General features: G+C 72.6%; 22 protein-coding genes and 1 pseudogene. 10 read left to right on the top strand and 13 right to left on the bottom strand.

Annotation, left to right across the window (positions count from 1 at the left end; all coding sequences use genetic code 11):
* Nucleotides 1–25: 25 nt before the first annotated feature.
* Nucleotides 26–757 carry a 4-hydroxy-tetrahydrodipicolinate reductase gene (gene dapB / locus R2740_RS05935; protein ID WP_371301987.1) on the bottom strand — a complete coding sequence of 244 codons (732 nt, stop codon included), beginning with the start codon at nt 755–757 and terminating at the stop codon, nt 26–28.
* A 224-nt stretch (nt 758–981) separates the two neighbouring features.
* Between dapB and R2740_RS05930 the strand changes: the two genes are divergently transcribed.
* Genes R2740_RS05930 through R2740_RS05920 form a run of 3 tightly spaced genes read left to right on the top strand, consistent with a single transcriptional unit; the run spans nt 982 to nt 2,666 of the window.
* On the top strand, nt 982–1,494 hold the full coding sequence (locus R2740_RS05930) for a trans-aconitate 2-methyltransferase (RefSeq protein ID WP_371301769.1): 513 nt from the start codon (nt 982–984) through the stop codon (nt 1,492–1,494).
* A gap of 51 nt (nt 1,495–1,545) precedes the next feature.
* Complete coding sequence (locus R2740_RS05925; protein ID WP_371301768.1) at nt 1,546–2,148, top strand: transposase; 603 nt, start codon at nt 1,546–1,548, stop codon at nt 2,146–2,148.
* Nucleotides 2,145–2,666 (top strand): hypothetical protein, encoded by a 522-nt coding sequence (locus R2740_RS05920; RefSeq protein WP_371301767.1) that lies wholly within the window; start codon nt 2,145–2,147, stop codon nt 2,664–2,666. The genes R2740_RS05925 and R2740_RS05920 overlap by 4 nt, the downstream gene beginning before the upstream one ends.
* Nucleotides 2,667–2,675: 9 nt before the next feature.
* On the opposite strand, the gene R2740_RS05915 is transcribed toward R2740_RS05920, so the two are convergent.
* The 4 genes from R2740_RS05915 to R2740_RS05900 all read right to left on the bottom strand — a co-directional run bounded on the left by R2740_RS05915 (nt 2,676) and on the right by R2740_RS05900 (nt 7,677).
* The gene (locus tag R2740_RS05915) at nt 2,676–4,055 is read right to left on the bottom strand and encodes a M16 family metallopeptidase (protein ID WP_371301766.1); all 1,380 of its coding nucleotides are present in this window, start codon (nt 4,053–4,055) and stop codon (nt 2,676–2,678) included.
* Between the two features lie 8 nt (nt 4,056–4,063).
* Nucleotides 4,064–6,274, bottom strand: coding sequence for a polyribonucleotide nucleotidyltransferase (locus tag R2740_RS05910; protein ID WP_371301765.1), 2,211 nt, complete (start codon nt 6,272–6,274; stop codon nt 4,064–4,066).
* Nucleotides 6,275–6,534: 260 nt separating this feature from the next.
* The gene (gene rpsO, locus R2740_RS05905; protein WP_371301764.1) at nt 6,535–6,810 is read right to left on the bottom strand and encodes a 30S ribosomal protein S15; all 276 of its coding nucleotides are present in this window, start codon (nt 6,808–6,810) and stop codon (nt 6,535–6,537) included.
* A gap of 138 nt (nt 6,811–6,948) precedes the next feature.
* Nucleotides 6,949–7,677: a hypothetical protein gene (locus R2740_RS05900; RefSeq protein WP_371301763.1), complete on the bottom strand. Its 729-nt coding sequence runs from the start codon at nt 7,675–7,677 to the stop codon at nt 6,949–6,951.
* Nucleotides 7,678–7,785: 108 nt separating this feature from the next.
* Between R2740_RS05900 and R2740_RS05895 the strand changes: the two genes are divergently transcribed.
* Nucleotides 7,786–9,936, top strand: coding sequence for a molybdopterin-dependent oxidoreductase (locus tag R2740_RS05895; RefSeq protein ID WP_371301762.1), 2,151 nt, complete (start codon nt 7,786–7,788; stop codon nt 9,934–9,936).
* A 5-nt stretch (nt 9,937–9,941) separates the two neighbouring features.
* Here R2740_RS05895 and ptsP read toward each other — a convergent pair whose 3' ends face one another.
* Nucleotides 9,942–11,633 carry a phosphoenolpyruvate--protein phosphotransferase gene (gene ptsP / locus R2740_RS05890; RefSeq protein ID WP_371301761.1) on the bottom strand — a complete coding sequence of 564 codons (1,692 nt, stop codon included), beginning with the start codon at nt 11,631–11,633 and terminating at the stop codon, nt 9,942–9,944.
* A gap of 141 nt (nt 11,634–11,774) precedes the next feature.
* On the opposite strand from ptsP, the gene R2740_RS05885 reads away from it, so the two are divergent.
* The 3 genes from R2740_RS05885 (at nt 11,775) to R2740_RS05875 (ending at nt 13,795) form a co-directional block, all read left to right on the top strand.
* On the top strand, nt 11,775–12,542 hold the full coding sequence (locus R2740_RS05885; RefSeq protein ID WP_371301760.1) for a DeoR/GlpR family DNA-binding transcription regulator: 768 nt from the start codon (nt 11,775–11,777) through the stop codon (nt 12,540–12,542).
* A complete protein-coding gene (locus tag R2740_RS05880) occupies nt 12,539–13,489 on the top strand; it encodes a 1-phosphofructokinase family hexose kinase (protein WP_371301759.1) in 951 nt (316 codons plus the stop codon). Before R2740_RS05885 ends, R2740_RS05880 begins: the two co-directional genes overlap by 4 nt.
* Before the next feature lie 63 nt (nt 13,490–13,552).
* Nucleotides 13,553–13,795 carry an HPr family phosphocarrier protein gene (locus R2740_RS05875; RefSeq protein WP_371301758.1) on the top strand — a complete coding sequence of 81 codons (243 nt, stop codon included), beginning with the start codon at nt 13,553–13,555 and terminating at the stop codon, nt 13,793–13,795.
* 27 nt (nt 13,796–13,822) lie between these two features.
* Here the strand turns inward: R2740_RS05875 and R2740_RS05870 are convergent, their stop codons facing one another.
* From R2740_RS05870 to R2740_RS05850, 5 genes and pseudogenes are all read right to left on the bottom strand, one after another.
* Nucleotides 13,823–14,758 (bottom strand): bifunctional riboflavin kinase/FAD synthetase, encoded by a 936-nt coding sequence (locus R2740_RS05870; RefSeq protein WP_371301757.1) that lies wholly within the window; start codon nt 14,756–14,758, stop codon nt 13,823–13,825.
* 88 nt (nt 14,759–14,846) lie between these two features.
* The gene (gene truB, locus R2740_RS05865; RefSeq protein ID WP_371301756.1) at nt 14,847–15,719 is read right to left on the bottom strand and encodes a tRNA pseudouridine(55) synthase TruB; all 873 of its coding nucleotides are present in this window, start codon (nt 15,717–15,719) and stop codon (nt 14,847–14,849) included.
* Nucleotides 15,716–16,183 carry a 30S ribosome-binding factor RbfA gene (gene rbfA / locus R2740_RS05860; protein ID WP_371301755.1) on the bottom strand — a complete coding sequence of 156 codons (468 nt, stop codon included), beginning with the start codon at nt 16,181–16,183 and terminating at the stop codon, nt 15,716–15,718. Before rbfA ends, truB begins: the two co-directional genes overlap by 4 nt.
* A gap of 130 nt (nt 16,184–16,313) precedes the next feature.
* A pseudogene (infB, locus tag R2740_RS05855) lies at nt 16,314–19,043 on the bottom strand (translation initiation factor IF-2).
* Nucleotides 19,044–19,194: 151 nt separating this feature from the next.
* Entirely contained in the window at nt 19,195–19,512 is a 318-nt protein-coding gene (locus tag R2740_RS05850) for a YlxR family protein (RefSeq protein WP_371301754.1), read from the bottom strand.
* 154 nt (nt 19,513–19,666) lie between these two features.
* Here R2740_RS05850 and R2740_RS05845 point away from each other — a divergent pair, with 154 nt between their 5' ends.
* On the top strand, nt 19,667–19,984 hold the full coding sequence (locus R2740_RS05845; RefSeq protein WP_371301753.1) for a hypothetical protein: 318 nt from the start codon (nt 19,667–19,669) through the stop codon (nt 19,982–19,984).
* A gap of 45 nt (nt 19,985–20,029) precedes the next feature.
* Here R2740_RS05845 and nusA read toward each other — a convergent pair whose 3' ends face one another.
* The gene (nusA, locus tag R2740_RS05840) at nt 20,030–21,076 is read right to left on the bottom strand and encodes a transcription termination factor NusA (RefSeq protein ID WP_371301752.1); all 1,047 of its coding nucleotides are present in this window, start codon (nt 21,074–21,076) and stop codon (nt 20,030–20,032) included.
* Complete coding sequence (gene rimP / locus R2740_RS05835; RefSeq protein ID WP_371301751.1) at nt 21,076–21,615, bottom strand: ribosome maturation factor RimP; 540 nt, start codon at nt 21,613–21,615, stop codon at nt 21,076–21,078. Before rimP ends, nusA begins: the two co-directional genes overlap by 1 nt.
* An 82-nt stretch (nt 21,616–21,697) precedes the next feature.
* On the opposite strand from rimP, the gene R2740_RS05830 reads away from it, so the two are divergent.
* Together R2740_RS05830 and R2740_RS05825 are read left to right on the top strand one after the other, a co-directional pair.
* Nucleotides 21,698–22,426, top strand: a complete 729-nt coding sequence (locus tag R2740_RS05830; RefSeq protein WP_371301750.1) for a hypothetical protein — start codon at nt 21,698–21,700, stop codon at nt 22,424–22,426.
* A complete protein-coding gene (locus tag R2740_RS05825) occupies nt 22,423–22,857 on the top strand; it encodes a DUF4439 domain-containing protein (protein WP_371301749.1) in 435 nt (144 codons plus the stop codon). The genes R2740_RS05830 and R2740_RS05825 overlap by 4 nt, the downstream gene beginning before the upstream one ends.
* The last annotated feature ends 276 nt before the right edge of the window (nt 22,858–23,133 follow it).

Raw genomic sequence — 23,133 nt, 5'->3', positions numbered from 1 at the left:
AGCGGGCGCTGGTCGCCGGCCGGGCTCACCCCAGGTCGAGCAGCTCCTCCAGCCCGACGGTGAGCCCGGGCCGGCCGGCGATCGCCATGACGCCGGCCAGCACGCCGGGCAGGAACGACGTGCGCGCCAGCGAGTCGTGCCGGAGGGTGAGCGTCTCCCCCACCCCGCCGAGCACCACCTCCTGGTGAGCCACCAGTCCGCGCGCCCGGACGCTGTGCACCGGCACCCCGTCGACCAGGGCACCGCGCGCCCCGTCGAGCCCGGTGGACGTGGCGTCGGGCATCGGCGCCGACCCGGCGGCGCGGCGCGCCTGTGCCACCAGCCGCGCCGTGCGCGCCGACGTACCGGAGGGTGCGTCGGCCTTGTCGGGGTGGTGCAGCTCGATGATCTCCACCGACTCGAAGTACGGCGCCGCCTGGGCCGCGAACCGCATCATCAGCACCGCCCCGATCGAGAAGTTCGGAGCGACCAGGACCCCGACGCCGGGCGCCTCACCCAGCCACCCACGCAGCGTGGCCAGCCGGTCCTCGTCGAAGCCGGTGGTGCCGACGACGGCGTGGACGCCGTGCTCGACGCAGAAGCGCAGGTTGTCCATCACGACGTCGGGGTGGGTGAAGTCGACCACCACCGAGGCGCCGCCCTCGACCAGCAGCTCGAGCGGGTCGCCGGCGTCGACCTCGGCGACCAGCGCCAGTCCCGGCTCGGCCCGGACCGCGCGGCACACCTCGCTGCCGACCTTGCCGCGGGCGCCGAGCACCCCGACGCGGACCGCCTCCGCACCGTCCCGCTCCTGCGCCTGCCCCTCGGCCTGCCCCTGCCCCTGCCCCTGCCCCTGACCGGGACCCTGCACCGTCTCGCCCGCCACCGGACCCTCCTGACCGCTTCGCGAGGTGGACCTTCGACGGCTCACGGTAGCGCCGCCGACGGTCGCCCGGGTGGCGGTGCCTGACTCGTGGGCCGAGTGGTGGCAGGCTGGGGCCCATGGCACGGCAGCAGATCCCGCCCCGCATCCGGTGGGCCGTCGACACGATGGACATCCAGCCCGACGACCATGTCCTGGAGATCGGCTGCGGGCCGGGTGCCGGCGCCGAGGCCATCTGCGACCTGCTGGAGACCGGCAAGCTGTTCGCGATCGACCGCTCCGAGTCCGGCGTCGACCGGACCCGTCGCCGCAACCAGAAGTACGTCGACGCGGGGCGGCTCACCGTCCGGCAGATCGACCTGGCCACCCTGCGAGTGCCGGTCAAGCGGCTCACCAAGGTCTTCGCGTTCAACGTCAACCTGTTCTGGGTGCGTGAGTGCGCCGACGAGGTCGCGCTGCTGCACGAGCGGCTGGTCCCCGGGGGCTCGATCTTCCTGTTCTACGAGGCTCGACCCGAACTGGTGCCGGAGATCGTGCGCAAGGCCTCATCCGCCCTGACCGCCGTCGGCTTCCGGGTCTCGGTCGTGGAGCAGAAGGCACCACCGGTGATCGGTCTGATCGGGAGAAAGTAAGGCTCAGACCTGATATTGCACCACATAAGTTTCTGATCTAATCTTGGTCCCATGCAGGTGCTCGTCCTCACCATCGACCAGCGGTCCAGCCGACGCGGCCCCGACCTGGTCCCGGAGGCGCTCGCCGCGCTGGCCGCGGTGCCGATGCTGCGTCCCTTCGAGCGCACCGCCGGCGACGAGTTCCAGGGGGTCCTCGACGACGCCGCCGCGCTGGCCGAGGTGCTCGAGCCGCTGCTGCGCACGGAGGAGTGGAACGTCGGCCTCGGCCTCGGTCCGGTCGAGCTGCCGCTGCCGGCACATGCCCGGGCCGGCCGCGGCCCGGCCTACGTGTGTGCCCGCGAGGCGGTGACCGCCGCGAAGTCGAGCCCGTGGCACCTGCGGGTGGTCGGCGACGACGAGCGGGCTCGCCACCTCGAGAGCGCGCTGTGGCTCTGGGCGGCGGTGCTCGGCCGGCGTACTCCCAAGGGATGGGAGGTCGCCGACCTGCTCGAGCGCGACCTGACCTACGACGAGGCCGCCCGCAAGCTCGGCATCAGCCAGTCCGCGGTCAGCCAACGGGCGCGGGCCGCGGGCATCGCCGAGGGCCGCCGCGGTCGCGAGCTCGTCGGTCACCTCGCCGCCCTGCTGCTCACGGCGCCCGGAGCCGACCGGTGACCGCAGCCGCCATCCTGCTGGCCGGGGTCGGCTGCCTGGCCGCGTTCGCGGGCTGGGTGCTCCCCCGCCCCACGCTGCCTGCGGCCGCGGCCACCGCGGCGCTGGCCGGCGGGGTGCTGGCGGCGGTGCTCGAGACCGAGCCGGTCACGTCCGCCATGAGCGCGGTGCTGCTGGTCGTCGCGGGGCTGCTCGCCGTCCTCGGCGGAGGGCCGGTGGCCACCGCCATCTTCGCCTGGGTCGACCGCGACCAGAGCGACCAGCCGGGGTCGCTGCGCGGCGCCGGCGAGGTGCTCCGCGGGGGCGCCTGGATCGGTGCGCTGGAGCGCGCCGCGGTCTATGCCACGGTGGTGGCGGGCTGGCCGCCCGGGCTGGCCGTGCTGCTCGCCCTCAAGGGGCTGGGCCGCTACCCCGAGCTGCGGGTGCGCGAGGACTCGGGCGCCGCGGAGCGCTTCATCATCGGCACCCTCGCCAGCTCGTTGTGGGCGATCGCCTGCGCCGGGCTGGCCCTCAGCGCCTGACCGTGGCCCTCAGCCGGTGACGCCCGGGCCCACGACCGCGAGGATCTCGGGACGGGACAGCAGCGTGCCTGCGAGCCGGCGTACGTCGTCGGGGGTGACCGCCTCGATCCGGGCCACCACCTCGTCGAGCGGCAGCATCCGGGTGTGCACCAGCTCGCCCTTGCCGAGCCGCGACATCCGCGCCCCGGGGTCCTCGAGGCCCAGCACCAGGCCGCCGCGCAGCTGGCCCTGACCCCAGGCCACCTCCTCGTCGCGCAGCCCGTCGGCGGCCACCCGAGCCAGCTCGGCCCGGACCGTGGCCAGCACGTCATCGAGCTTGGCCGGCAGGCAGCCCACGGAGACGCCGAAGAGCCCGGCGTCGCGGTAGTGGTGGGCGAAGGAGTAGACGGAGTAGGCCAGGCCGCGCCGCTCCCGGACCTCCTGGAACAGCCGCGAGGAGGTGCCACCGCCGAGCGCCGCGTTGAGCACGCCCAACGCGAAGCGACGATCGTCGCTCCGGGTCAGCCCACCCACCCCGAGCACCAGGTTGACCTGCTCGAGCGAGCGGTCGGCGGCCGCCGCGCCGCTGTGGGTACGTCGTGTGCGGGACGTGGTCTCGACCGGCGCCGGCTCGGCCGGGGCGTCGAGGAAGCCGTGCCTCCCGAACGCGCGCCGCACCTGCCGGACCACCGCCGCGTGGTCCAACGCCCCCGCGGCCGCCACCACGATCCGCTCGGGACGGTAGTGGCGGCGGGAGAAGCGGAGGATCTGCTCGCGGCTCAGCCGGGCGATCGACTCGGTGGTGCCGGCGATCCGGCGGCCCAGCGGTGAGTCGCCCCAGGCGGTGGCCGCGAACAGGTCGTGCACGACGTCGTCGGGGTCGTCCTCGTGCATGGCGATCTCGTCGAGGATCACCTCACGCTCGGCCTCGACGTCCTCGGGCAGCAGCAGCGACCCGGTGACCATGTCACCGAGCACGTCGACCGCGAGGGGGAGGTCCTCCTCGAGGACCCGCGCGTGGAAGACGGTGTACTCCTTGGCGGTGAACGCGTTGAGCTCGCCGCCGACCGCGTCCATCGCCACCGAGATGTCGAGCGCCGAGCGCTCGTGGGTGCCCTTGAAGAGCAGGTGCTCGAGGAAGTGGGAGCAGCCGTGCAGCGTCGGCGACTCGTCGCGAGAGCCCGCGCCCACCCAGATCCCGATGCTCGCGGACCGGGCGCCGGCCATCTCCTCGGTCACGATGCGCAGCCCGCTCGGCAGCACCGTGCGCCGGGTGCGGGAGGTGACCTGGCCGTCGCGTCCGCGCTCGGTGTGCAGCGTGCGGGTCGTCGGCCGCGGCGGGGTGGGGGAAGCGGGCGACCCGCCCGAGGAGGCCCCCGGGCGGGTCGCTGCGTCGTTGCGTCGGCTCACGCCGTTCGTCACTCCTCGGAGTCGGACCCGTCGGCGTCGGACTCGTCGACGACGGGGACCAGGGACAGCTTGCCGCGGTCGTCGATCTCCGCGATCTGGACCTGGACCTTCTGGCCGACCGAGAGGACGTCCTCGACCGCCTCGACGCGCTTGCCGCCGGCCAGGGCGCGGAGCTTGCTGATGTGCAGCAGGCCGTCCTTGCCCGGGAGCAGCGACACGAAGGCGCCGAAGTTGGTGGTCTTGACGACCGTGCCGAGGTAGCGCTCGCCGACCTCGGGCATCGTCGGGTTGGCGATCGCGTTGACCGCGGACCGGGCGGCCTCGGCGGCCTCCCCGTTGGTGGCGCCGATGTAGATCGTGCCGTCGTCCTCGATGGTCAGCTGGGCGCCGGTGTCGTCCTGGATCTGGTTGATCACCTTGCCCTTGGGGCCGATGACCTCGCCGATCTTGTCGACGGGGACCTTCATGGTGATGATCCGCGGGGCGTGCGGGCTCATCTCCTCGGGCGCGTCGATGGCCTCGTTCATCACGTCGAGGATCGCCAGGCGGGCGTCGCGGGCCTGGGTCAGCGCCTGGGCGAGGACCTCGGCCGGGATGCCGTCGAGCTTGGTGTCGAGCTGCAGCGCGGTGACGAACTCGCGGGTGCCGGCGACCTTGAAGTCCATGTCGCCGAAGGCGTCCTCGGCGCCGAGGATGTCGGTGAGCGCGACGTACTGCGTCTCGCCGTCGACCTCGCCGGAGATCAGGCCCATCGCGATGCCCGCAACCGCGGCGCGCAGCGGCACACCGGAGTTGAGCAGCGACATCGTGGAGGCGCAGACCGAGCCCATGGAGGTGGAGCCGTTGGAGCCCATCGCCTCGGACAGCTGCCGGATGGCGTAGGGGAACTCCTCGCGGGTCGGGAGCACCGGAAGCAGCGCCCGGCGCGCCAGCGCACCGTGGCCGACCTCGCGGCGCTTGGGCGAGCCCACCCGGCCGGTCTCACCGGTGGAGAACGGCGGGAAGACGTACTTGTGCATGTAGCGTCGCGTCTTCTCCGGCGACAGGGTGTCGAGCTTCTGCTCCAGCGTCAGCATGTTGAGGGTGGTGACGCCCAGGATCTGCGTCTCGCCGCGCTCGAACAGCGCCGAGCCGTGCACCCGCGGGATCACGCCGACCTCGGCGTGCAGCGGCCGGATGTCGGCCAGCCCGCGGCCGTCGATGCGGATCTTGTCGCGCAGCACGCGCTCGCGGACGAGCGCCTTGGTGAGCGAGCGGTAGGCGGCGCCGATCTCCTTCTCGCGGCCGGCGAACTGCTCGCCGAGCTGCGCCAGGAGGGAGGCCTTGATCTCGTCGAGGCGCTCCTCGCGCTCCTGCTTGCCGCCGATGGTCAGCGCGGCCGCGGTGTCGTCCTTGGCGGCCGCCTCGACGGCGTCGTAGGCGTCGTCCTCGTAGTCGAGGAAGATCGGGAACTCGGCCACCGGCTTGGCGGCGACCTTGGCGAGCTCGGCCTGCGCCTCGCAGAGCTGCTTGATGAACGGCTTGGCGGCGTCGAGGCCGCCGGCCACGATCTCCTCGGTCGGCGCCTGCGCGCCGGAGTGGACGAGGTCCCAGGTGGTCTCGGTCGCCTCGGCCTCGACCATCATGATCGCCACGTCACCGGTCTCGGTGACCCGGCCGGCCACCACCATGTCGAACACGGCGTGCTCGAGCTGGCTGTGGTTGGGGAAGGCCACCCACTGGCCCTCGATGAGGGCCACCCGGACGCCGCCGACCGGGCCGGAGAACGGCAGGCCGGAGAGCTGGGTGGACATGGACGCGGCGTTGATCGCCAGCACGTCGTAGGGGTGGTCGGGCTCCAGGGCCATCACCGTGATGACGACCTGGACCTCGTTGCGCAGGCCCTTCTTGAACGTCGGGCGCAGCGGGCGGTCGATCAGCCGGCAGGTGAGGATCGCGTCCTCGCCCGGGCGACCCTCGCTGCGGAAGAACGAGCCGGGGATCTGACCCGCGGCGTACATCCGCTCCTCGACGTCGATCGTGAGGGGGAAGAAGTCGAACTGGTCCTTGGGCTGCTTGCCGGCCGTGGTGGCCGAGAGCAGCATCGTGTCGTCGTCGAGATAGGCGGTCACGGCGCCGGCAGCCTGCCGGGCCAGCAGACCGGTCTCGAACTTGATGGTGCGCTTGCCGAACTTGCCGTTGTCCAGAACGGTCTCAACGGCGGAAACGGTGGGTTCCACGAAGGTGTGGTCCCTTTCTCTTCGCGGAGCGAACCCGCGACACGTCCCGCAATGGTGCCGGTCTTCGATCGAGGCCCGCGGGGTCGTCTGCCGACTCCGAAGGCCACTACCGAGGACCGGAGCGAACGCGCGGGTCGCTCCTGATGGTTGTGTGTTCAGTTGTCTCCGGCGAGCCTAGCGCTCGGGGGCCGCGTGGCCCCGCAGGCGAGGTCCTCCGGATGTGGCAGGAGCGGCCGCCTGGGGCGACCGCTCCGGATGACTCAGCGACGAAGGCCGAGCCGCTCGACGATCGAGCGGTAGCGCTCGATGTCGGTCTTCTGCAGGTAGTTGAGCAGCCGCCGGCGCTGGCCGACGAGCAGCAGCAGACCACGACGGCTGTGGTGGTCGTGCTTGTGCTGCTTGAGGTGCTCGGTCAGGTGGGAGATGCGGTGGCTGAGCAGCGCCACCTGCACCTCGGGGGAACCGGTGTCGCCCTCGTGCGTGGCGTACTCGGCAATGATCCGCTGCTTGGTCGCAGCATCGGTCCCGACGGACATGGGGGCTCCTGGTTCTTCAGACTCGTTGCGCGGCGCGCCGGGGCCTGTTCACCCGGGCACTCTCGATCCGCGGCCGTTGCACGGCAACCGCGCAAGATTATCAGCGTCGGTCGTGAGCCCCCAAAACGGGACGTCCGCCTAGGTCGCGCTGACGCAGGCCTGACCCATGTACTTGTCGTCGTCCTTGATGTTGACGCCCGATGCCGGATGGGTGACGACACGCCACCACAGGTCCGAGTCGATGCACATCGTCACCTTGCTGGCCGTCGTCAGCTTGCTCTTCTTCCACTTGGCGGTCTGGCCCGTCGACCAGGAGAACCTGGAGTCGTTCTCGAAGAGGTCGTCGATCTCGACCCGAGCGACGGACTCCTGGCCGCACTGGATGGTGACGCCTGCGCCGACGCCGAGCCCCGGGCCGGACCCACTGACCGAACCGGTCACGCTGATCGTGCCGGAGGTGATCCCGCATCCGTAGTAGTAGAACTTGTGAACGAGGTCGAGGTCCTGGACCTTCTTGAGGACGCGGCCGGCGCCGCACTTGTTGTAGGTGGCCAGCCGGAGGCGCGGCTTGATGATCCGCGGGTTGGTGAAGCTGCGGTAGACGGTGCCGAGGATCGCGTCCTTGCTCTTGACGTACCAGACCCGCATCTTGCCCCTCGAGTGGACCACCAGACACCGGCGGTTGCCCGTGGGGATCGTCTTCGTCAGGTGGTACCTCTGGGTGCGGTTCTCGGCGACCAGGACCACCGTGCCGGTGCGGGCCGAGGCCTGATCCACGCGGGTTCCTGCCCCGGACTCGGCGGACGCGACTCCGGCCGGCAGCCCGAACAGCGACAGCATGAGCAACAGCACAACCAGTCGACGCATCGACAACCTCTTCCCCGTTGGCTCCCCCCGCGGGAGCGTGGGCGGGAGTGTAGGCACAGCCTGTCGCCACGAGTCAACCGTGGGATCGCGACGTGGCACGATGCCCGGGTGGAGACGCGAGTGGGTGTGTGCAACCTGTGCGAGGCGATCTGCGGGCTCCGGCTGACGGTCGAGGACACCGGCACCGGGCCGCGGGTCACCGGCATCCGCGGCAACCCCGACGACCCGCTCTCGCGGGGCCACCTCTGCCCCAAGGGTGTCGCCCTCGCCGATGTGTACGACGACCCCGACCGGCTGCGGCGGCCGGTCCGGCGGGTCCCCTCCCCCGACGGCGACCCGGCGGGCGACCGCTGGGAGGAGATCGGCTGGGACGAGGCGCTCGACCTGGTGGCCGACGCGCTCGCCGCCACCATCAACCGGCACGGGCGCGACGCGGTGGCCGTCTATCTGGGCAACCCCAACGTGCACAGCCTGGGCTCGATGACCCACGGCACCGCGCTGGTCCGGACGCTCGGCACCCGCAACCGCTACTCCGCGACCAGCGTCGACCAGCTGCCCCACCAGCTGCTGGCCCACCTGATGCTCGGCCACCAGCTGATGCTGCCGGTCCCCGACATCGACCGGACGTCGTACTTCCTGGTGTTCGGCGCCAACCCGATGGCCTCCCACGGCTCGCTGATGACGGTGCCCGACTTCGCGCAGCGGCTCCGCGACCTCAAGGCCCGAGGGGGCCGGATGGTGGTGTTCGACCCGCGGCGCACCGAGACGGCCAGGGTCGCGAGCGAGCACGTCTTCGTCCGCCCCGGCACCGACGCCCACGTCCTGCTGGCGATGCTGCAGGTGCTGTTCGCCGACGACCTGGTCGCGGACGTTCCGGCGTACGCCGAGGGAGTGGAGGCGGTCCGGCTGGCGGTGGCTCCGTTCACCCCCGAGCGCGCCGAGGCGGCCTCGGGGGTCCCCGCGGAGACGATCCGGCGGGTGGCCCATGAGCTGGCCGCGGCCGACCGGGCGGTGGCCTACGGCCGGGTCGGGATCTCGACCCACCCGCACGGCTCGGTCTGCGTCTGGGCGATCACCCTGCTCAACGTGCTCACCGGCAACCTCGACCGCGAGGGCGGGGCGATGTTCACCTCCCCCGCCATCGACGTGGTCGGCACCGGTCTGGTCGGCCGCGGCCACGTGGGTCGGTGGGCCAGCCGGGTGCGCGGCCTCCCGGAGATCGGCGGCGAGCTGCCGGTCGCCGCGCTGCGCGAGGAGGTCGAGACCCCGGGCGAGGGACAGGTGCGCGCGCTGCTGACGGTGGCCGGCAACCCGGTGCTGTCGACGCCCGACGGCGCCGCGCTCGATGCCGCGCTGCCGGGCCTGGACTTCCGGGCCGCCATCGACCTCTATGTCAACGAGACCACGAGGCACGCCGACGTGATCCTGCCGCCGACGACGCTGCTGGAGCGTGACCACTACGACCTGGTCTTCCATACCCTCGCGGTGCGCAACACCGCGAGGTTCACTCCCGCCGTCCTGCCCAAGGACCCCGACGCCAGGCACGACTGGGAGATCTACCGAGACCTGGCGCTGCGGCTGGTCGCCCGGCTGGACCGCAAGCCGCCACTGCGGCGCCGCCTCGCTCTCGAGGCGCGGCTCCGGCTCAGCCCGCGCACGCTCGTCGCCGGGCTGCTGCGTCGCGGCCGCTCCGGGGTGACGCTGAAGAAGCTGCTCGCACAGCCCGAGGGTGTCGACCTGGGGCCGCTCGAGCCCGGACGGCTGCCCGGAGCGTTGCAGACGCGCGACCGCCGCCTCCGGCTCGCCCCCGACCTCGTCCTGGCCGACTGCCGCCGGCTCGACGAGGCGGCCGCGCCCGAGCCCGACGGCCTGCTGCTGATCGGTCGGCGACACCAGCAGGACTGCAACTCCTGGCTGCACAACAGCGTCCGGCTGACCAAGGGCCGTCCGCGCCACCAGCTCCTCATGCATCCCGACGACCTGGCCGACCGCGGACTCGCCGACGGCGACCGGGTGCGCATCGCGTCACGCGTGGGCGCGGTCGAGACCGAGGTCAGCGCGAGCGACTCGATGATGCCCGGCGTGGTGTCGCTCCCGCACGGCTTCGGTCACGGCCGAGCGGGCGCGCGGATGTCGCGCGCCGAGGCCGTCGACGGCGTCTCGATCAACGACCTGACCGACGGCGAGCGGCTCGACGTCAGCGGCAACGCCGCCTTCTCGGGCACGCCGGTGACGGTCGAGGCCACCGGGGCGCCCTAGGTCGGTCAGGCGCTGGCCTCGAGCACGGCGCGGACGGCGGCCCGGCCGGCCGCGGGGTCGACCGCGGCGAGGGCCGCCTCGGCGGCCTCCTGGCAGGTCGTCATCGTGACGGCCGAGAGCTGCGCCCCGACAGGGCGGACGGCGGCCGCGGCCATCGACAGCGAGGTGATGCCCATCCCGATCAGCGCGCACGCCAGCGACGGGTCGGCGGCGGCCTCACCGCAGATGCCGACCGGCTTGCCGGCCTGGCGTCCGGCCTCGGCGGTGATCGCGATCAGCTGCAGCACCGCGGGCTGCCAGGGGTCGGTGAGGTGGGTCAGGTCCGTCGCCATCCGGTCGGCGGCCATGGTGTACTGCGTGAGGTCGTTGGTGCCGATGGACAGGAAGTCCACGACCTGCAGCATCTGGTGGGCCAACAGCGCCGCGCTCGGAATCTCGATCATGATGCCCGGCTTCAGACCGCGCGCTCGCACCTGCTCGGCGAAGTCGGTCGCCTCGGCCACGGTGGCCACCATCGGCGCCATTACCCAGGTCTCGGTCCCGGTCTGCTCGGCGGCCAGCGCGATGCCGTCGAGCTGGCGGGTGAGCAGCTCGGGGTTGCCGAAGGAGAGCCGCAGCCCGCGGACGCCGAGCGCGGGGTTCTCCTCGTCCTCCATATTGGCGAAGGCGATCGGCTTGTCGGAGCCGGCGTCGAGCGTGCGGACCACGACATAGCCGGTGTCGTGGAAGGGGCGGAGCACGCCACCGTAGATCTCCGCCTGCTCCTCCACCGACGGCTCGTCCTGACGGTCGAGGAAGCACAGCTCGGTGCGGAACAGGCCGACGCCCTGCACCGGAGCGCCCGAGGCCGACTCGGCCGAGCTGCCGTCGGCGACGTTGGCGAGCAGCTTGACGGGAGTGCCGTCGGCCGTGGCGGCCGGACCGGTCCAGGCGTCGAGCCGGGCGCGCGCCTCTCGGTCGGCCGCGGCGCGCTGCTCGGCCTCGGCGGCGTCGGGATGGGTCTGCACCGTGCCGTCGCGGCCGTCGACGAGCAGCGGCGTACCGGCCGGCACCTCCATGACGCCGTGGGTGCCGACGATGCACGGGATGCCGAGCTGGCGGGCGATGATCGCGGTGTGGCTGGTGGACCCGCCGCGCTCGGTCACCAGACCCACGCAGGTGGCCGGGTCCAGGCCCGCGGTGTCCGCCGGCGCCAGGTCGACGGCGACGATGATCGACGGTTCGTCGGGGACGGTCACCCCCGGCTCCGGCTCGCCGACCAGGTGCGCGATGACCCGCCGCTCGATGTCGCGCAGGTCGGTGGCGCGCTCGGCCATCAGGCCGCCCATCGCGGTGAAGATCTCGACGAACTGGGCGACCGCGGCGCGGACCGCCGCGACCAGGTCGCTGCCGCCGTTGACCGACGTGGCCACCGCGCCCCGCAGCCCCTTGTCGCGGGCCAGTCCCGCGCTCGCGGTGAGCACCTCGTGGGCGGCCCCCGAGGCCTTGTCGGCCTTCGCCGTGAAGGACGCAGCGACCGCCTCGGCGGCCGAGTCGAAGGCTGCCATCGCGGCGTCCGCATCGGCGAAGCCACCGTCTCCGAAGCGTTCGATCGCCTCGGCCGAGACCTCGCCTCGCACCACGAGGGCGGGAGCGAAGGCGACTCCGGGGACGACGGGGGTACCGTGCAGGGTCTCGGTGGCTGTGGCGCTCGTCATAGCCACAGTCAATCCTCCCGCTCCTTGACAGTCAAGGGATTCGGGACTAAAACAAGACAAACGCAGATCCAAACACAGATCCGGCGTCGCACGTGCCCGGACCTGCGTGCCGGCCCGACCTCCGGACAGACGGGATGCGACATGTACGCCGAGGAGCGACAGCAGGCCATGGCCGAGCTCGTGGCGCGGCGCGGCAGGGTCTCGGTCAACGACCTCGCGCACGAGTTCGCCGTCACGACGGAGACGGTGCGCCGCGACCTGTCGCTGCTGGAGTCTCGCCGGCTGCTGCGGCGGGTGCACGGCGGCGCCCTGCCCATCGACTCCTTCACCGTCCTCGAGCAGCTCCTCAGCGACCGTGACGCCGCCAACACCGAGGAGAAGCGCCGGATCGCCGTCGCGGCCGCCGCCCTGCTGCCCGACGCGGAGGCGACCCTGGTCATCGACGCCGGCAGCACGACCGCGCTGCTGCCGGAGGCCCTCCCCCGCGACCGAGCACTCACGGTGTTCACCCACTCCGTGCCGGTGGCCGCACGGCTGGCCGAGCTGCCCCATGTCGAGCTCCACCTGCTTCCGGGGCGGGTCCGCCGCAACACCCAGGCCGCCGTGGGGGTCGAGACGGTGCAGGCGCTGTCCCGGATCCGCGCCGACCTGGCCTTCGTCGGCACCAACGGGATCACGCTGGCCCACGGGCTCTCCACCCCCGACCAGACCGAGGCCGCCACCAAGTCCGCGATCGTCGGCTGCGCCCAGCGAGTCGTGGTGATGGCCGACTCCAGCAAGATCGGCCAGGAACGCACCATCCGGTTCGCCGCGCTCGAGGACGTCGACGTCCTGGTGACCGACGACGGCCTCGAGCCCGACCGTCGTACCGAGCTCGAATCCGTCGGACTGGAGGTCGTCGTCGCATGATCGTCACGCTCACGCCCAACCCGAGTCTCGACCGCACCGTCACCCTGGCCGGTCCGCTGGCCCGGGGGGCGGTGCAGCGGGTCGTGAGCGTGACCCAGCAGAGCGGCGGCAAGGGCGTCAACATCTCCCGGGCGGCGGTGTCGGCCGGCCTCGCCACGGTCGCCGTGCTCCCGGCCGCCGACGACGACCCGTTCGTCCGCGACCTCACCTCGGCCGGGATCCCGAGCCACCCGACGCTGCCCGCGGGCGAGATCCGGATGAACATCGCGATCACCGAGCCCGACGGCACCACCACCAAGCTCAACAGCCCCGGGGCGACCGTCGGCGGTCCCGAGCTCGACGCGATGGCACAGGCACTGCTCCACCACACCGACGACGCGTCCTGGGTGGTGCTGGCCGGGTCGCTGCCGCCCGGGGCGCCCAGCGACTGGTACGCCAGCCTGGTCCGGCTGCTGCGCCCCTCGGGAGCCCGGCTGGCGGTCGACACCTCCGAGGACCCGCTCGAGGCCCTGGTCGCCGGCTTCCCCGGCGCGGCGCCGGACCTGATGAAGCCCAACGGCGAGGAGCTCGCGTCGTTGACCGGCGCCGACGGCGACGCGCTCGAGGGGACGCCGGCCGAGGCCGCCGAGGCGGCGAAGGTGCTCGTGGAGCGAGGCGTAGGCGCCGTCCTGGCGACCTTGGGCGGGAACGGCGCCGTGCTGGTCACCGACGAGGGCGCCTGGCACGCGGCCGCTCCTCCCGTCGAGGTGGTCAGCACCGTGGGCGCCGGCGACTCGAGCCTGTTCGGCTACCTGCTGGGAGACGAGCGGAGACTCTCCCCGCCGGAGCGGCTCGCCTGGGCGGTGGCCTACGGCAGCGCCGCAGCCGGTCTCCCGGGCACCACCATCCCCGACCCGTCGCAGGTGCACGTGGACCGCGTCCGGGTGGCCTCGCTGGCGCCGGCCTGACGCCGTCGTCGCTACTGTGTGACCCACACCACGGCCTGCGGGCCATCGACCGAAGGAGCATCCATGCCCAGCAAGTCCGTCGCCGTCGGTTCCTCCGTCGGCCTGCACGCCCGCCCCGCTGCGCTGATCGCCGAGGCGGCCGGCAAGCTCGACGCGAGTGTGACGATCAACGGCATGGACGCCTCCTCGGCGCTGATGCTGATGACCCTGGGCGCCAAGTGCGGCGACACCGTCGAGGTCGCGTCCGACGACGAGGCGGCGATGGACGCGATCGCCGCGATGGTCGAGCAGGACCTCGACGCCTGACCCCAGGGCATCGAGGCCTCCGCCGGATCAGACGCCGAGAACCTCACGCGTTCGGCGTACGTCGTCGCTCATGGCGGCCAGCAGCTCCTCGACGCCGTCGAAGCGCGCCATCTCGCGCAGCCGGGTGACGAACTCGACCTCGACCTCGACGCCGTAGAGCCGCAGGTCGTCGCGGTCGAGCACATAGGACTCGACCCGCCGCTGTCGCTCCCCGTCGAAGGTGGGGTTGGTGCCCACCGAGATCGCGGCAGGCCAGCGCTCCCCGGTGTCGACGCGGCTCAGCCAGCCGGCGTACACGCCGTCGGCCGGGGCGGCGGCCGGCGCGCTCGTCGGGACGTTGGCGGTGGGATAGCCGAGCTCACGACCTCGCCGGTCGCCCTCGACGACCACGCCGCGCACCCGGAACGACCGGCCCAGAGCCTCGGCCGCACCCTCCACGTCACCGGCCGCGAGGCAGCCGCGCACGTAGGTGGACGACCACACCTGGGGTCCGCCGTCGAGCGCGAGACCGTCGACCTCGAACCCCCGCGCCCGGCCCGCCTCGACGAGCAGCGCGACATCGCCCGCTGCCCGGTGACCGAACCTGAAGTTGGCGCCGACCACGACCGCGGTCGCGTGCAAGGCACCCACGAGCACGCGGTCGATGAACTCCTCGGGAGTCCAGGCTGCCATCTCGACACTGAACGGCAGCACCAGCACCGCATCGACGTCGAGGTCGCCGAGCCGCCGGAGCCGCTCGTCGAGGGGGGTGAGCATCACCGGCGCGTGCTCGGGCCGCAGCACCGCGAACGGGTGCGGATCGAAGGTCACCACCACCAGCTCGGCGCCCCGGTCGTCGGCGTCCTGGCGGGCGCGGCGGATCACGTGCTGGTGTCCGAGATGGACGCCGTCGAAGTTGCCGACGGTCACGACCGTGGGGCCGAGCCCCGCGGGCACCTCCTCGAGCCGCCTCCAGATCTGCACCTGCGCAGCCTGCCACAACGGCGATAGTCCGCTACGTAAGGCCCCGGTCCCGGGGGTCCAGATGGTGCGCTGCGTCGCGGACTATCGCTCACCCGACGAACACGGCGACCGGGTGGGCGAGGTCGCCGCGCTGTTCGTAGAGGGCGAGGAACTCGCCGGTCGGCGCGAACACGGCCACCGGACCGGCCGCGCCCAGGTGGAGCGGCAGGCGTCGGCCGACCCGAACGTCGTCGGCCAGGTCGGCAGTGAGATCGCAGGACGCGAAACCTCGCCGGGCCGCCGCGTCGAGGCCGAGCACGTCGAAGGACTCGGCCAGCTGGTCGAGCGTGCGGGCGTCGGCCAGCGTGAACGGCCCGACGGCGGTGCGCCGCAGGGCCGTGAGGTGGCCGCCGACGCCGAGCACCTCGCCCAGGTCGCGGGCGATGGCCCGGATGTAGGTGCCCGACGAGCAGCGGACGCTGAGGTCGACGTCGAGCGTGGACCCGGGGTGGCTGACCCGAGCCACGACGAGCTCGTGGATCGTGACCGGGCGGGCGGGGAGCTCGACGGCCTCCCCGTCGCGGACCCGCTGGTAGGCGCGCTTGCCGTCGACCTTGATCGCCGACACCGCCGACGGGCGCTGTTGGATCTCCCCCACGAAGCCGGCGAGCGCCTCCCGGACGGCGGCCTCGTCGAGGCCGCTCGCGTCGGCGGCGGCGACCGGCTCCCCCTCGGCGTCGTCGGTGCTCGTGGTCTCGCCGAGCCGGATCGTCGTGTCGTAGGCCTTCTCGGTCAGCATCAGGTGACCGAGCAGGCGGGTGGCCCGGCCGACCCCGATGACCAGGACTCCGGTGGCCATCGGGTCGAGGGTCCCGGCGTGGCCGACCTTGCGGGTCCCGGCGAGCCGGCGTACCCGCCCGACGACGTCGTGCGAGGTCAGCCCACCGGGCTTGTCGACGACGAGCAGGCCCGACCGGCTCACTCCCCGTCGGCCTCGGCGGGCTCGGCGGAAGCGTCCTCGAGAGGCTCCTCGTCGTGCTTCTTGTAGGGGTCGGCCTCGCCGGCGTACGCCGCGCCCGCCCGCCTGGCCGCGACCTCCTCGTCGGAGGCCCGTGCGGCGGCCAGCACCTCGTCGAGGTGCCGCGCGGTCTCGGGCAGCGCGTCGTGGACGAAGTCGAGCGTCGGGGCGTGCCGCATGCCGAGCTGCTTGGCGACCTCGGACCGGAGCAGGCCCTTGGCGGACTCCAGCGCCGCGGCGGTCCCGGCCATGGACTCCTCCTCACCGAGGACGGTGTAAAAGATCGTGGCCTGCTGGCTGTCGCCGGTGACCCGGACGTCGGTCACGGTGACGAACCCCAGCCGGGGGTCCTTGATCCGACGCTCGAGCATCTCCGCGACGATCACCTGGATCCGGTCGGCGATCTTGCGGACCCGGGGGTTGCTCATGACTGCTCCTGCTCAGGGGGGGTGGGGCTTCACCATGTCAGGTTGCCGAGCCTGCACTTCGCACGACGAACCCGTCGTGCGAAGTGCAGCGTTGCCCGCTCAGCATGGTGAAGCGGCGAACGACTCCGCGTCAGCCGCGCGGGATCTCCTTCATCTCGAAGGCCTCGACGATGTCGCCCTCCTTGATGTCCTGGAAGTTGCGCAACACCAGACCGCACTCGAAGCCCTCGCGGACCTCGGAGGCGTCGTCCTTCTCGCGGCGCAGCGAGGCGAGGTCGAGGTTGTCGGCCACCACCGAGCCGTCGCGGATCAGGCGGACCTTGGCGTTGCGCCGGATCAGGCCGCTGGTCACCATGCAACCGGCGATGTTGCCGATCTTGGACGACCGGAAGATCGCCCGGATCTCCGCCTGTCCGAGGGTCTGCTCCTCGAACTCCGGCTTGAGCATGCCCTTGAGGGCCGCCTCGATCTCGTCGATGGCCTGGTAGATCACCGTGTAGTAGCGGATCTCCACACCCTCGCGGTCAGCCAGCTCGCTCGCCTTGCCCTGCGGGCGGACGTTGAAGCCGATGATGATCGCGTCGGACGCCGCCGCCAACATCACGTTGGTCTCGGTGATGGCGCCGACGCCGCGGTCGATGACCCGCAGCGACACCTCGTCGCCGACGTCGATCTTGGCCAGCGCATCCTCGAGGGCCTCGACCGAACCGGACACATCGCCCTTGAGGATGAGGTTGAGCTCCTGGCTCTCACCGTGCTCCATGGAGGCCATGAAGTCCTCGAGGGTACGGCGGACGCGGCGCTTGGCCTGCATGGCCGCGCGCTCGCGGGCCTCCCGCTTCTCGGCGATCTGGCGGGCCATCCGGTCGTCGTCGACGACCAGGAAGTTCTGGCCGGCGCCGGGCACCGCGGAGAGACCCAGCACCATCGCGGGACGCGAGGGATCGGCCTCCTCCATCGGCTCGCCGTTCTCGTCGAGCATCGCCCGGACCCGGCCGAACGCCGGCCCGGCGACGATCGAGTCGCCGACCCGCAGCGTGCCGCGCTGGACCAGGATCGTCGCCACCGGACCGCGACCCTTGTCGAGGTGGGCCTCGACCACCAGGCCCTGAGCGTCCTGGTCGGGGTTGGCCCGCAGGTCGAGGCTGGCGTCGGCCGTCAGCACGATCGCCTCGAGCAGCTTGTCGAGGTTGAGCTCGGACTTGGCGGAGACGTCGACGAACATCGTGTCGCCGGAGTACTCCTCGGGGACCAGGCCGTACTCGGAGAGCTGGCCCCGCACCTTGGTCGGGTCGGCCTCGGGCTTGTCGATCTTGTTGACCGCCACCACGATCGGGACGCCGGCCGCCTTGGCGTGGTTGAGCGCCTCCACCGTCTGCGGCATCACACCGTCGTCGGCGGCGACCACGAGGACCGCGATGTCCGAGGACTGCGAGCCTCGGGCACGCATGGCGGTGAACGCCTCGTGACCGGGGGTGTCGATGAAGGTGATGGCCCGGTCGCTGTCGTCGACGGTGGTGTGCACCTGGTAGGCGCCGATGTGCTGGGTGATGCCACCGGCCTCCTTGTCGACGACGTTGGCGTTGCGCAGCGCATCGAGGAGCTTGGTCTTGCCGTGGTCGACGTGACCCATCACGGTCACGACCGGCGGCCGCACCTCGAGGTCGGACTCGTCGCCCTCGTCGGAGCCGAACTCCAGGTCGAAGGACTCGAGCAGCTCGCGGTCCTCGTCCTCGGGCGAGACCACCTGGACGACGTAGTTGAGCTCCTCGCCGAGCAGCTCCAGCGTCTCGTCGTTGACGGACTCGGTCGCGGTGACCATCTCACCGAGGTGGAACAGCATCTGCACGAGCGAGGCGGCGTCGACGTTGATCTTCTCGGCGAAGTCGGTGAGCGACGCACCCCGGGCCAGGCGCACGGTCTCCCCGTTGCCCTTGCGGACGCGGATGCCGCCGATCGTCGGGGCCTCCATGTTGTCGAACTCTTGACGGCGCTGCCGCTTGCTCTTGCGGCCACGGCGCGACGGGCCGCCGGGACGACCGAAGGCGCCCTGGGTGGAGCCACGACCGCCGGGACGACCGCCGCCCGGACGACCACCGCCGGACGGACCGAAACCGCCGGGGGCACCACCGCGGGCAGGGGCGCCGGCGCCGGCGCCACCACGACCGGGGGCACCGCCGCGACCGGGGGCACCGCCACGGCCGGGCGCACCGCCGCGACCCGGGGCAGCACTCCGGCCGCCGGGACCGGAGCCGAAGGCGGCCGGTGACTTGGGCATCATCGCCGGGTTGGGGCGCGGCATGCCGGGGCGGCTCTCCGCCGCGCGCGGCCGGCGGACGGGGCATCCCGGCGTCGGGGCGTCGGCCCATCCCCTGGGCGGACGCGAACGGGTTGTTGCCCGGACGAGGCGCACCCGGGCGCCCGACCGGGCGCGGGCCGGGGTCGAGGAACGCGGCGCGGGCGACGACGCGTCAGCGGCGGGCGCCTCCGGGGCCGGCGGCTCCTCGGGGCCCTCGTCGGCGATGGCCTCGACGGGCGCGGCGGGCACCTCGGCGGGGGCCGGGCTCTCCGCCTCGGGCTCGGCGGGCGCCGCGGCCGGCTTGACGGGGCCGGGCTTGGCGGCGGGCTTCGCCGGGGCCTTGGCGGCCGGCTTCTCGGCGGGCTTCGCGGTGGCGGCCTTGGCCTCGGCCGCCTCCTTCAGCTTCTCGCCGTACTCCTTCTTGAAGCGCATCTCGACGGGGAGCTCGATCGTCGACGACGGCGACTTGACGAACTCACCCATCTCCTTGAGCTTCTCGAGAACGAACTTGCTCTCGACTCCGAACTCCTTGGCGAGTTCGTGGACTCGGGTCTTAGCCACGTTGGAACGCTGCTCCTTCTGGCCCGAGTCCCTGGGCTCCCGGGCGGGAGAAGGGGCGTCGGACCGCTAGTGGTGGTGCACACTCATCGGGAGGTACTCATCGAGTGCTCATGAGCGGGTGCTCCAGTTCCTTGTCGGGTCCTGCTGCTGGTCATGACGCGAGGCCGGCGATGTGCTCGCCCACCGGTGTGGTGGCCAGCCCCGTCTCCAGCCGGAGGGCTCGAGAGAAGGCTCGCCGCCGCACCGCGAGCTCGTAGCACGCGGTCGTGGGGTGCAGGTGCGCCCCGCGGCCTGGTGCCGTGCCGCGCGGATCGGGTACGACGGCCGGTCGACCGTGCGCATCCGAGCCGGCGACCACTCGCAGCAACTCGCGTCTGGCAGCCCGCTGACGACATCCGATGCAGGTCCGGACCGGACCCGTGGGGGTCTGGGAGTCCGGAGCAGCAGAGGACCTCGGTTCGCGCGCCACCGAGGGTCAAGACTAGCGCGTCGGGCCAGCGAAGGCCGAACCGGGACGCGCGGTCGCCGAAGGGCCGGGGGTGGGGTCCCCTGCGGTGCGCGAGGAGCAGCCTCGCCACGAGGGCTGGCTTCAGGCGGGCGGCCGGGTGGAGATCCGGGCCAGGATGGCGCTGTCAGACCGCTCCATGGCGGCGCTGTGGCTGAGCGGGTTCGAGGACGATCCCGGGCAGCTCCGGTGCGGGGAGCTCTGCGTGTTCGAGATCTTCGGGAGCGCCCTGGGTCCCTCCGAGGCGCCGTCCGCCGAGGTCGGGGTGGGCGTCAAGGCGTTCCGCGACCCGCGGCTGACACAGGGCTTCGTCGCGCCCCGCATTGCGCTGGACGTCGCCGACTGGCACACCTACGCCGTCGACCGGGACGCGCCCGAGGCGGTGTTCAGCCTCGACGACCGGGTGTGGCTCGAGGTCGACTGGGTGGGGAGCTGAGGGCGACCCCGCGACTGAGCCCTCCGCGACTGAGCCCGCCGCGACTCAGCCCTCCGCGGTCTCTGCGGTCGGCTCGTCGGGGGCCTCCGGGGCGTCCGCGGGGGCGTCCCCGGACGGCTCCTCGACCGGCTCCTCGTCGGAGCGGATGTCGATCCGCCAGCCGGTGAGCCGGGCCGCCAGGCGAGCGTTCTGCCCCTCCTTGCCGATCGCCAGCGACAGCTGGAAGTCGGGCACCACGACCCGAGCCGCCTTCGGGTCCATCGACAGCACCTCCACGGAGGTGACCTGCGCCGGCGAGAGCGCATGGGCCACCAGCTCCGCCGGCTCGTCGGACCAGTCGACGATGTCGATCTTCTCGCCGTGCAGCTCGGCCATCACGTTGCGCACCCGCTGACCCATCGGTCCGATGCAGGCGCCCTTCGCGTTGACGCCGGCGACGGTGGACCGGACCGCGATCTTGGTGCGGTGCCCGGCCTCGCGGGCGATCGCCGCGATCTCGACCGTGCCGTCGGCGATCTCGGGGACCTCGAGGGCGAACAGCTTCTTGACCAGCGAGGGGTGCGACCGGGACAGGGTGATCTGCGGACCGCGCAGCCCCTTGCGCACCGACACCACGAGGCACTTGATGCGGGTGCCGTGGTCGTAGTTCTCCCCGACCACCCGCTCACCCAGCGGAAGCAGGCCCTCGAGCTTGCCCAGGTCGACCAGCACGTCGTCGGGGTTGCGGCCCTGCTGGATGACGCCGGAGATGATGTCGCCCTCCTTGCCGGAGAACTCACCGAAGCGGACGTCGTCCTCGGCGTCGCGCAGCCGCTGGAGCATGATCTGCTTCGCGGTGGTGGCCGCGATCCGGCCGAAGCCCTCGGGCGTGTCGTCGTACTCCCCCACGACGTTGCCCTCCTCGTCGGCCTCGGCCGCGAGCACGGTCACGTGTCCGGTCTTGCGGTCCAGCGTGACCCGCGCCTGCTCCTGGGCTCCGGGAGTCTTGTGGTAGGCCGTGAGCAGCGACTGCTCGATCGCCTCCACCAGGACGTCGAAGGAGATCTCCTTCTCGCGCTCCAGCATTCGCAGGATGCTCATGTCGATGTCCATCAGGCGTCCTCCTCCGGGCGACGGTTGAACTCGATCTGGACCAGGGCCTTGGTGACCGACGCGAGGTCGGCCCGGCGCTCGGCCCCCGCGACGTCGAGGGTCACGCCCGTGTCGTCGGCCGAGGTGACGCGGCCGGTGAGTCGCTCCCCGTCGTCGAGGGTGATCTTGACCAGCCGTCCGACGTTGCGGCGCCAGTGTCGCGGCAGCGTCAGGGGACGGTCGACGCCACGGGAGGTGACCTCGAGGGTGTAGGGCCGCTCCCCCATCACGCCCGTGTCGTCGAGCACGGCGGACAGGTCGCGGGTGGCGGCGGCCACGTCGTCCATGGTCACGCCACCGTCCTGGTCGACGGCGATGCGCAGCACCCGGCGGCTGCCGGCCGGCGTCAGCTCGACCGCCTCGAGATCAAGACCCAGCTGCTCGAGCGGGGCCATCAACACGGAGGCCACCTCGTCGGAGACGCCCACGAGGGTGGCGTCGCGACCGGCCGGGTTGCCCGATGTGCCCACGGTGGCGACCTCCTGTGCTGTTGTCGTCACCACGATAGCGGCTCCTCGGAGCCCGATGGCATCGGCGCGGCGGTCGTCTCGACGGCGTGGCGCGCGCGGATAGGGTCGGCCCATGGCGAGCCGGCAGCACTCCCCGCGGGCCGCGGCGGGGAGCGTCTCGGATCGGGCCTCGGCAGACCCGACGTGCGGAGCGGCCGGCGTGCCCGCCAACCGGCTCGGGCGGCGGACAACGCTGCTGGCCGGTGCCGGCGGGCTCGCCTCCCTGCTCGCCGCGTGCGCCGGCGCTGGGCGGCCCACGAGCACGGCTCCCGGTCCGTCCGGCACCCCCTCCAGCCCCTCGACGGCCCCACCGAGCGGCACCCCCTCCGCCACCACGCCGACGCCGACCGGGTCCTCGACCGGGTCCCCGTCGGCGTCGGGGCCGCTCGAGAGTGGCGACCGCACCCGCGTCCGGATGGCGCTGGAGAAGACGGAGGGGATGCTGGCCGGGCTCGCAGCGCTGCCCCTCCGACGGCGGCGTCGCCCCGAGGTCGAACGGCTGGTGGCCCTGCACACCGCCCACCGGTCCGAGCTGATGATGCTGCTGGAGGAGCCCGACGCTCCGCTTCCGGAGGCGCCCGACCCGCGGCTCACGGTCGCCGAGATCCCGCTGCGGGAGGCCGGCATGCAGGCGGAGCTGGTCTCCGCCGCCCTGTCCGCCGACGACGGGCTGGTCGCGCGGCTGCTCGCCTCGATGTCGGCCGGCATCGCGCAATGGCTCGCCACCCTCCCCGCACAGCCCACCGGGGACGGCGGCGCGGCCCCTTCGACCAGCCCGTCGCCCACGGAGGCGGCAGCATGACCGAGGTCGACGCCCTGCAGAGCACCCTGGAGGCCGAGCACGCCGCCGTGTTCGTGTTCGGCGCCCTGGTGGGGCGACTCGATGCCACGGCCGGGCCGGCACCGGCGCTGGCGGCCGCTCTCGGGGCGGCGTACGGCGAGCACCGCGGCCGTCGCGACGAGCTCGCCGCACTGATCCGCGACGCCGGTGCCGTGCCGGTGGCCCCCGCACCGGCCTATGCCCTGCCCTCGAGGCTCTCGACGGTCGCCCAGATCCGGCGGGCCGCGGTCCTGGCCGAGGCCGCCGCCAGCGAGGCCTACGCCGCCCAGGTCGCCGCGGCGACGGACGCCGACCGGTCCTGGGCGATCTCGGCGCTGACGGACAGCGCCGTGCGACAGCTGACCCTCGGTGGCGCCGCGACGCCGTTCCCCGGAGCTCCCGAGCTCGGCTAGCGGCCAGCCCGCGGCGGCGGAGACTTGCCTCGGGGCCGGGGCGCAGTGTCACCACCCCGTGTCACATCGCCGGCACGGTGCTCCGGGCACAAATCACAGCGGTCCGCGAGCTTGCCTTCCGAGGGAGTCCCGAGATCCCCCCCGGATCGCAAGCACGCGGACCGCTGCTGGTCGGAAAGGCCCGTCAGCGAGGTCTTCCCTGGTGAGACCCGGCCCGAGCCCGGTTTCTCACCGACATGCAGAAGCATGCATGACGTTGCGGAGGTTCACCATCAA

It is taken from the genome of Nocardioides sp. (assembly GCF_041393715.1).
Classification (GTDB): Bacteria; Actinomycetota; Actinomycetes; order Propionibacteriales; family Nocardioidaceae; genus Nocardioides.
Note: the sequence above shows the minus strand (reverse complement) of the source record. Positions and strands in the feature narration are given on the sequence as shown.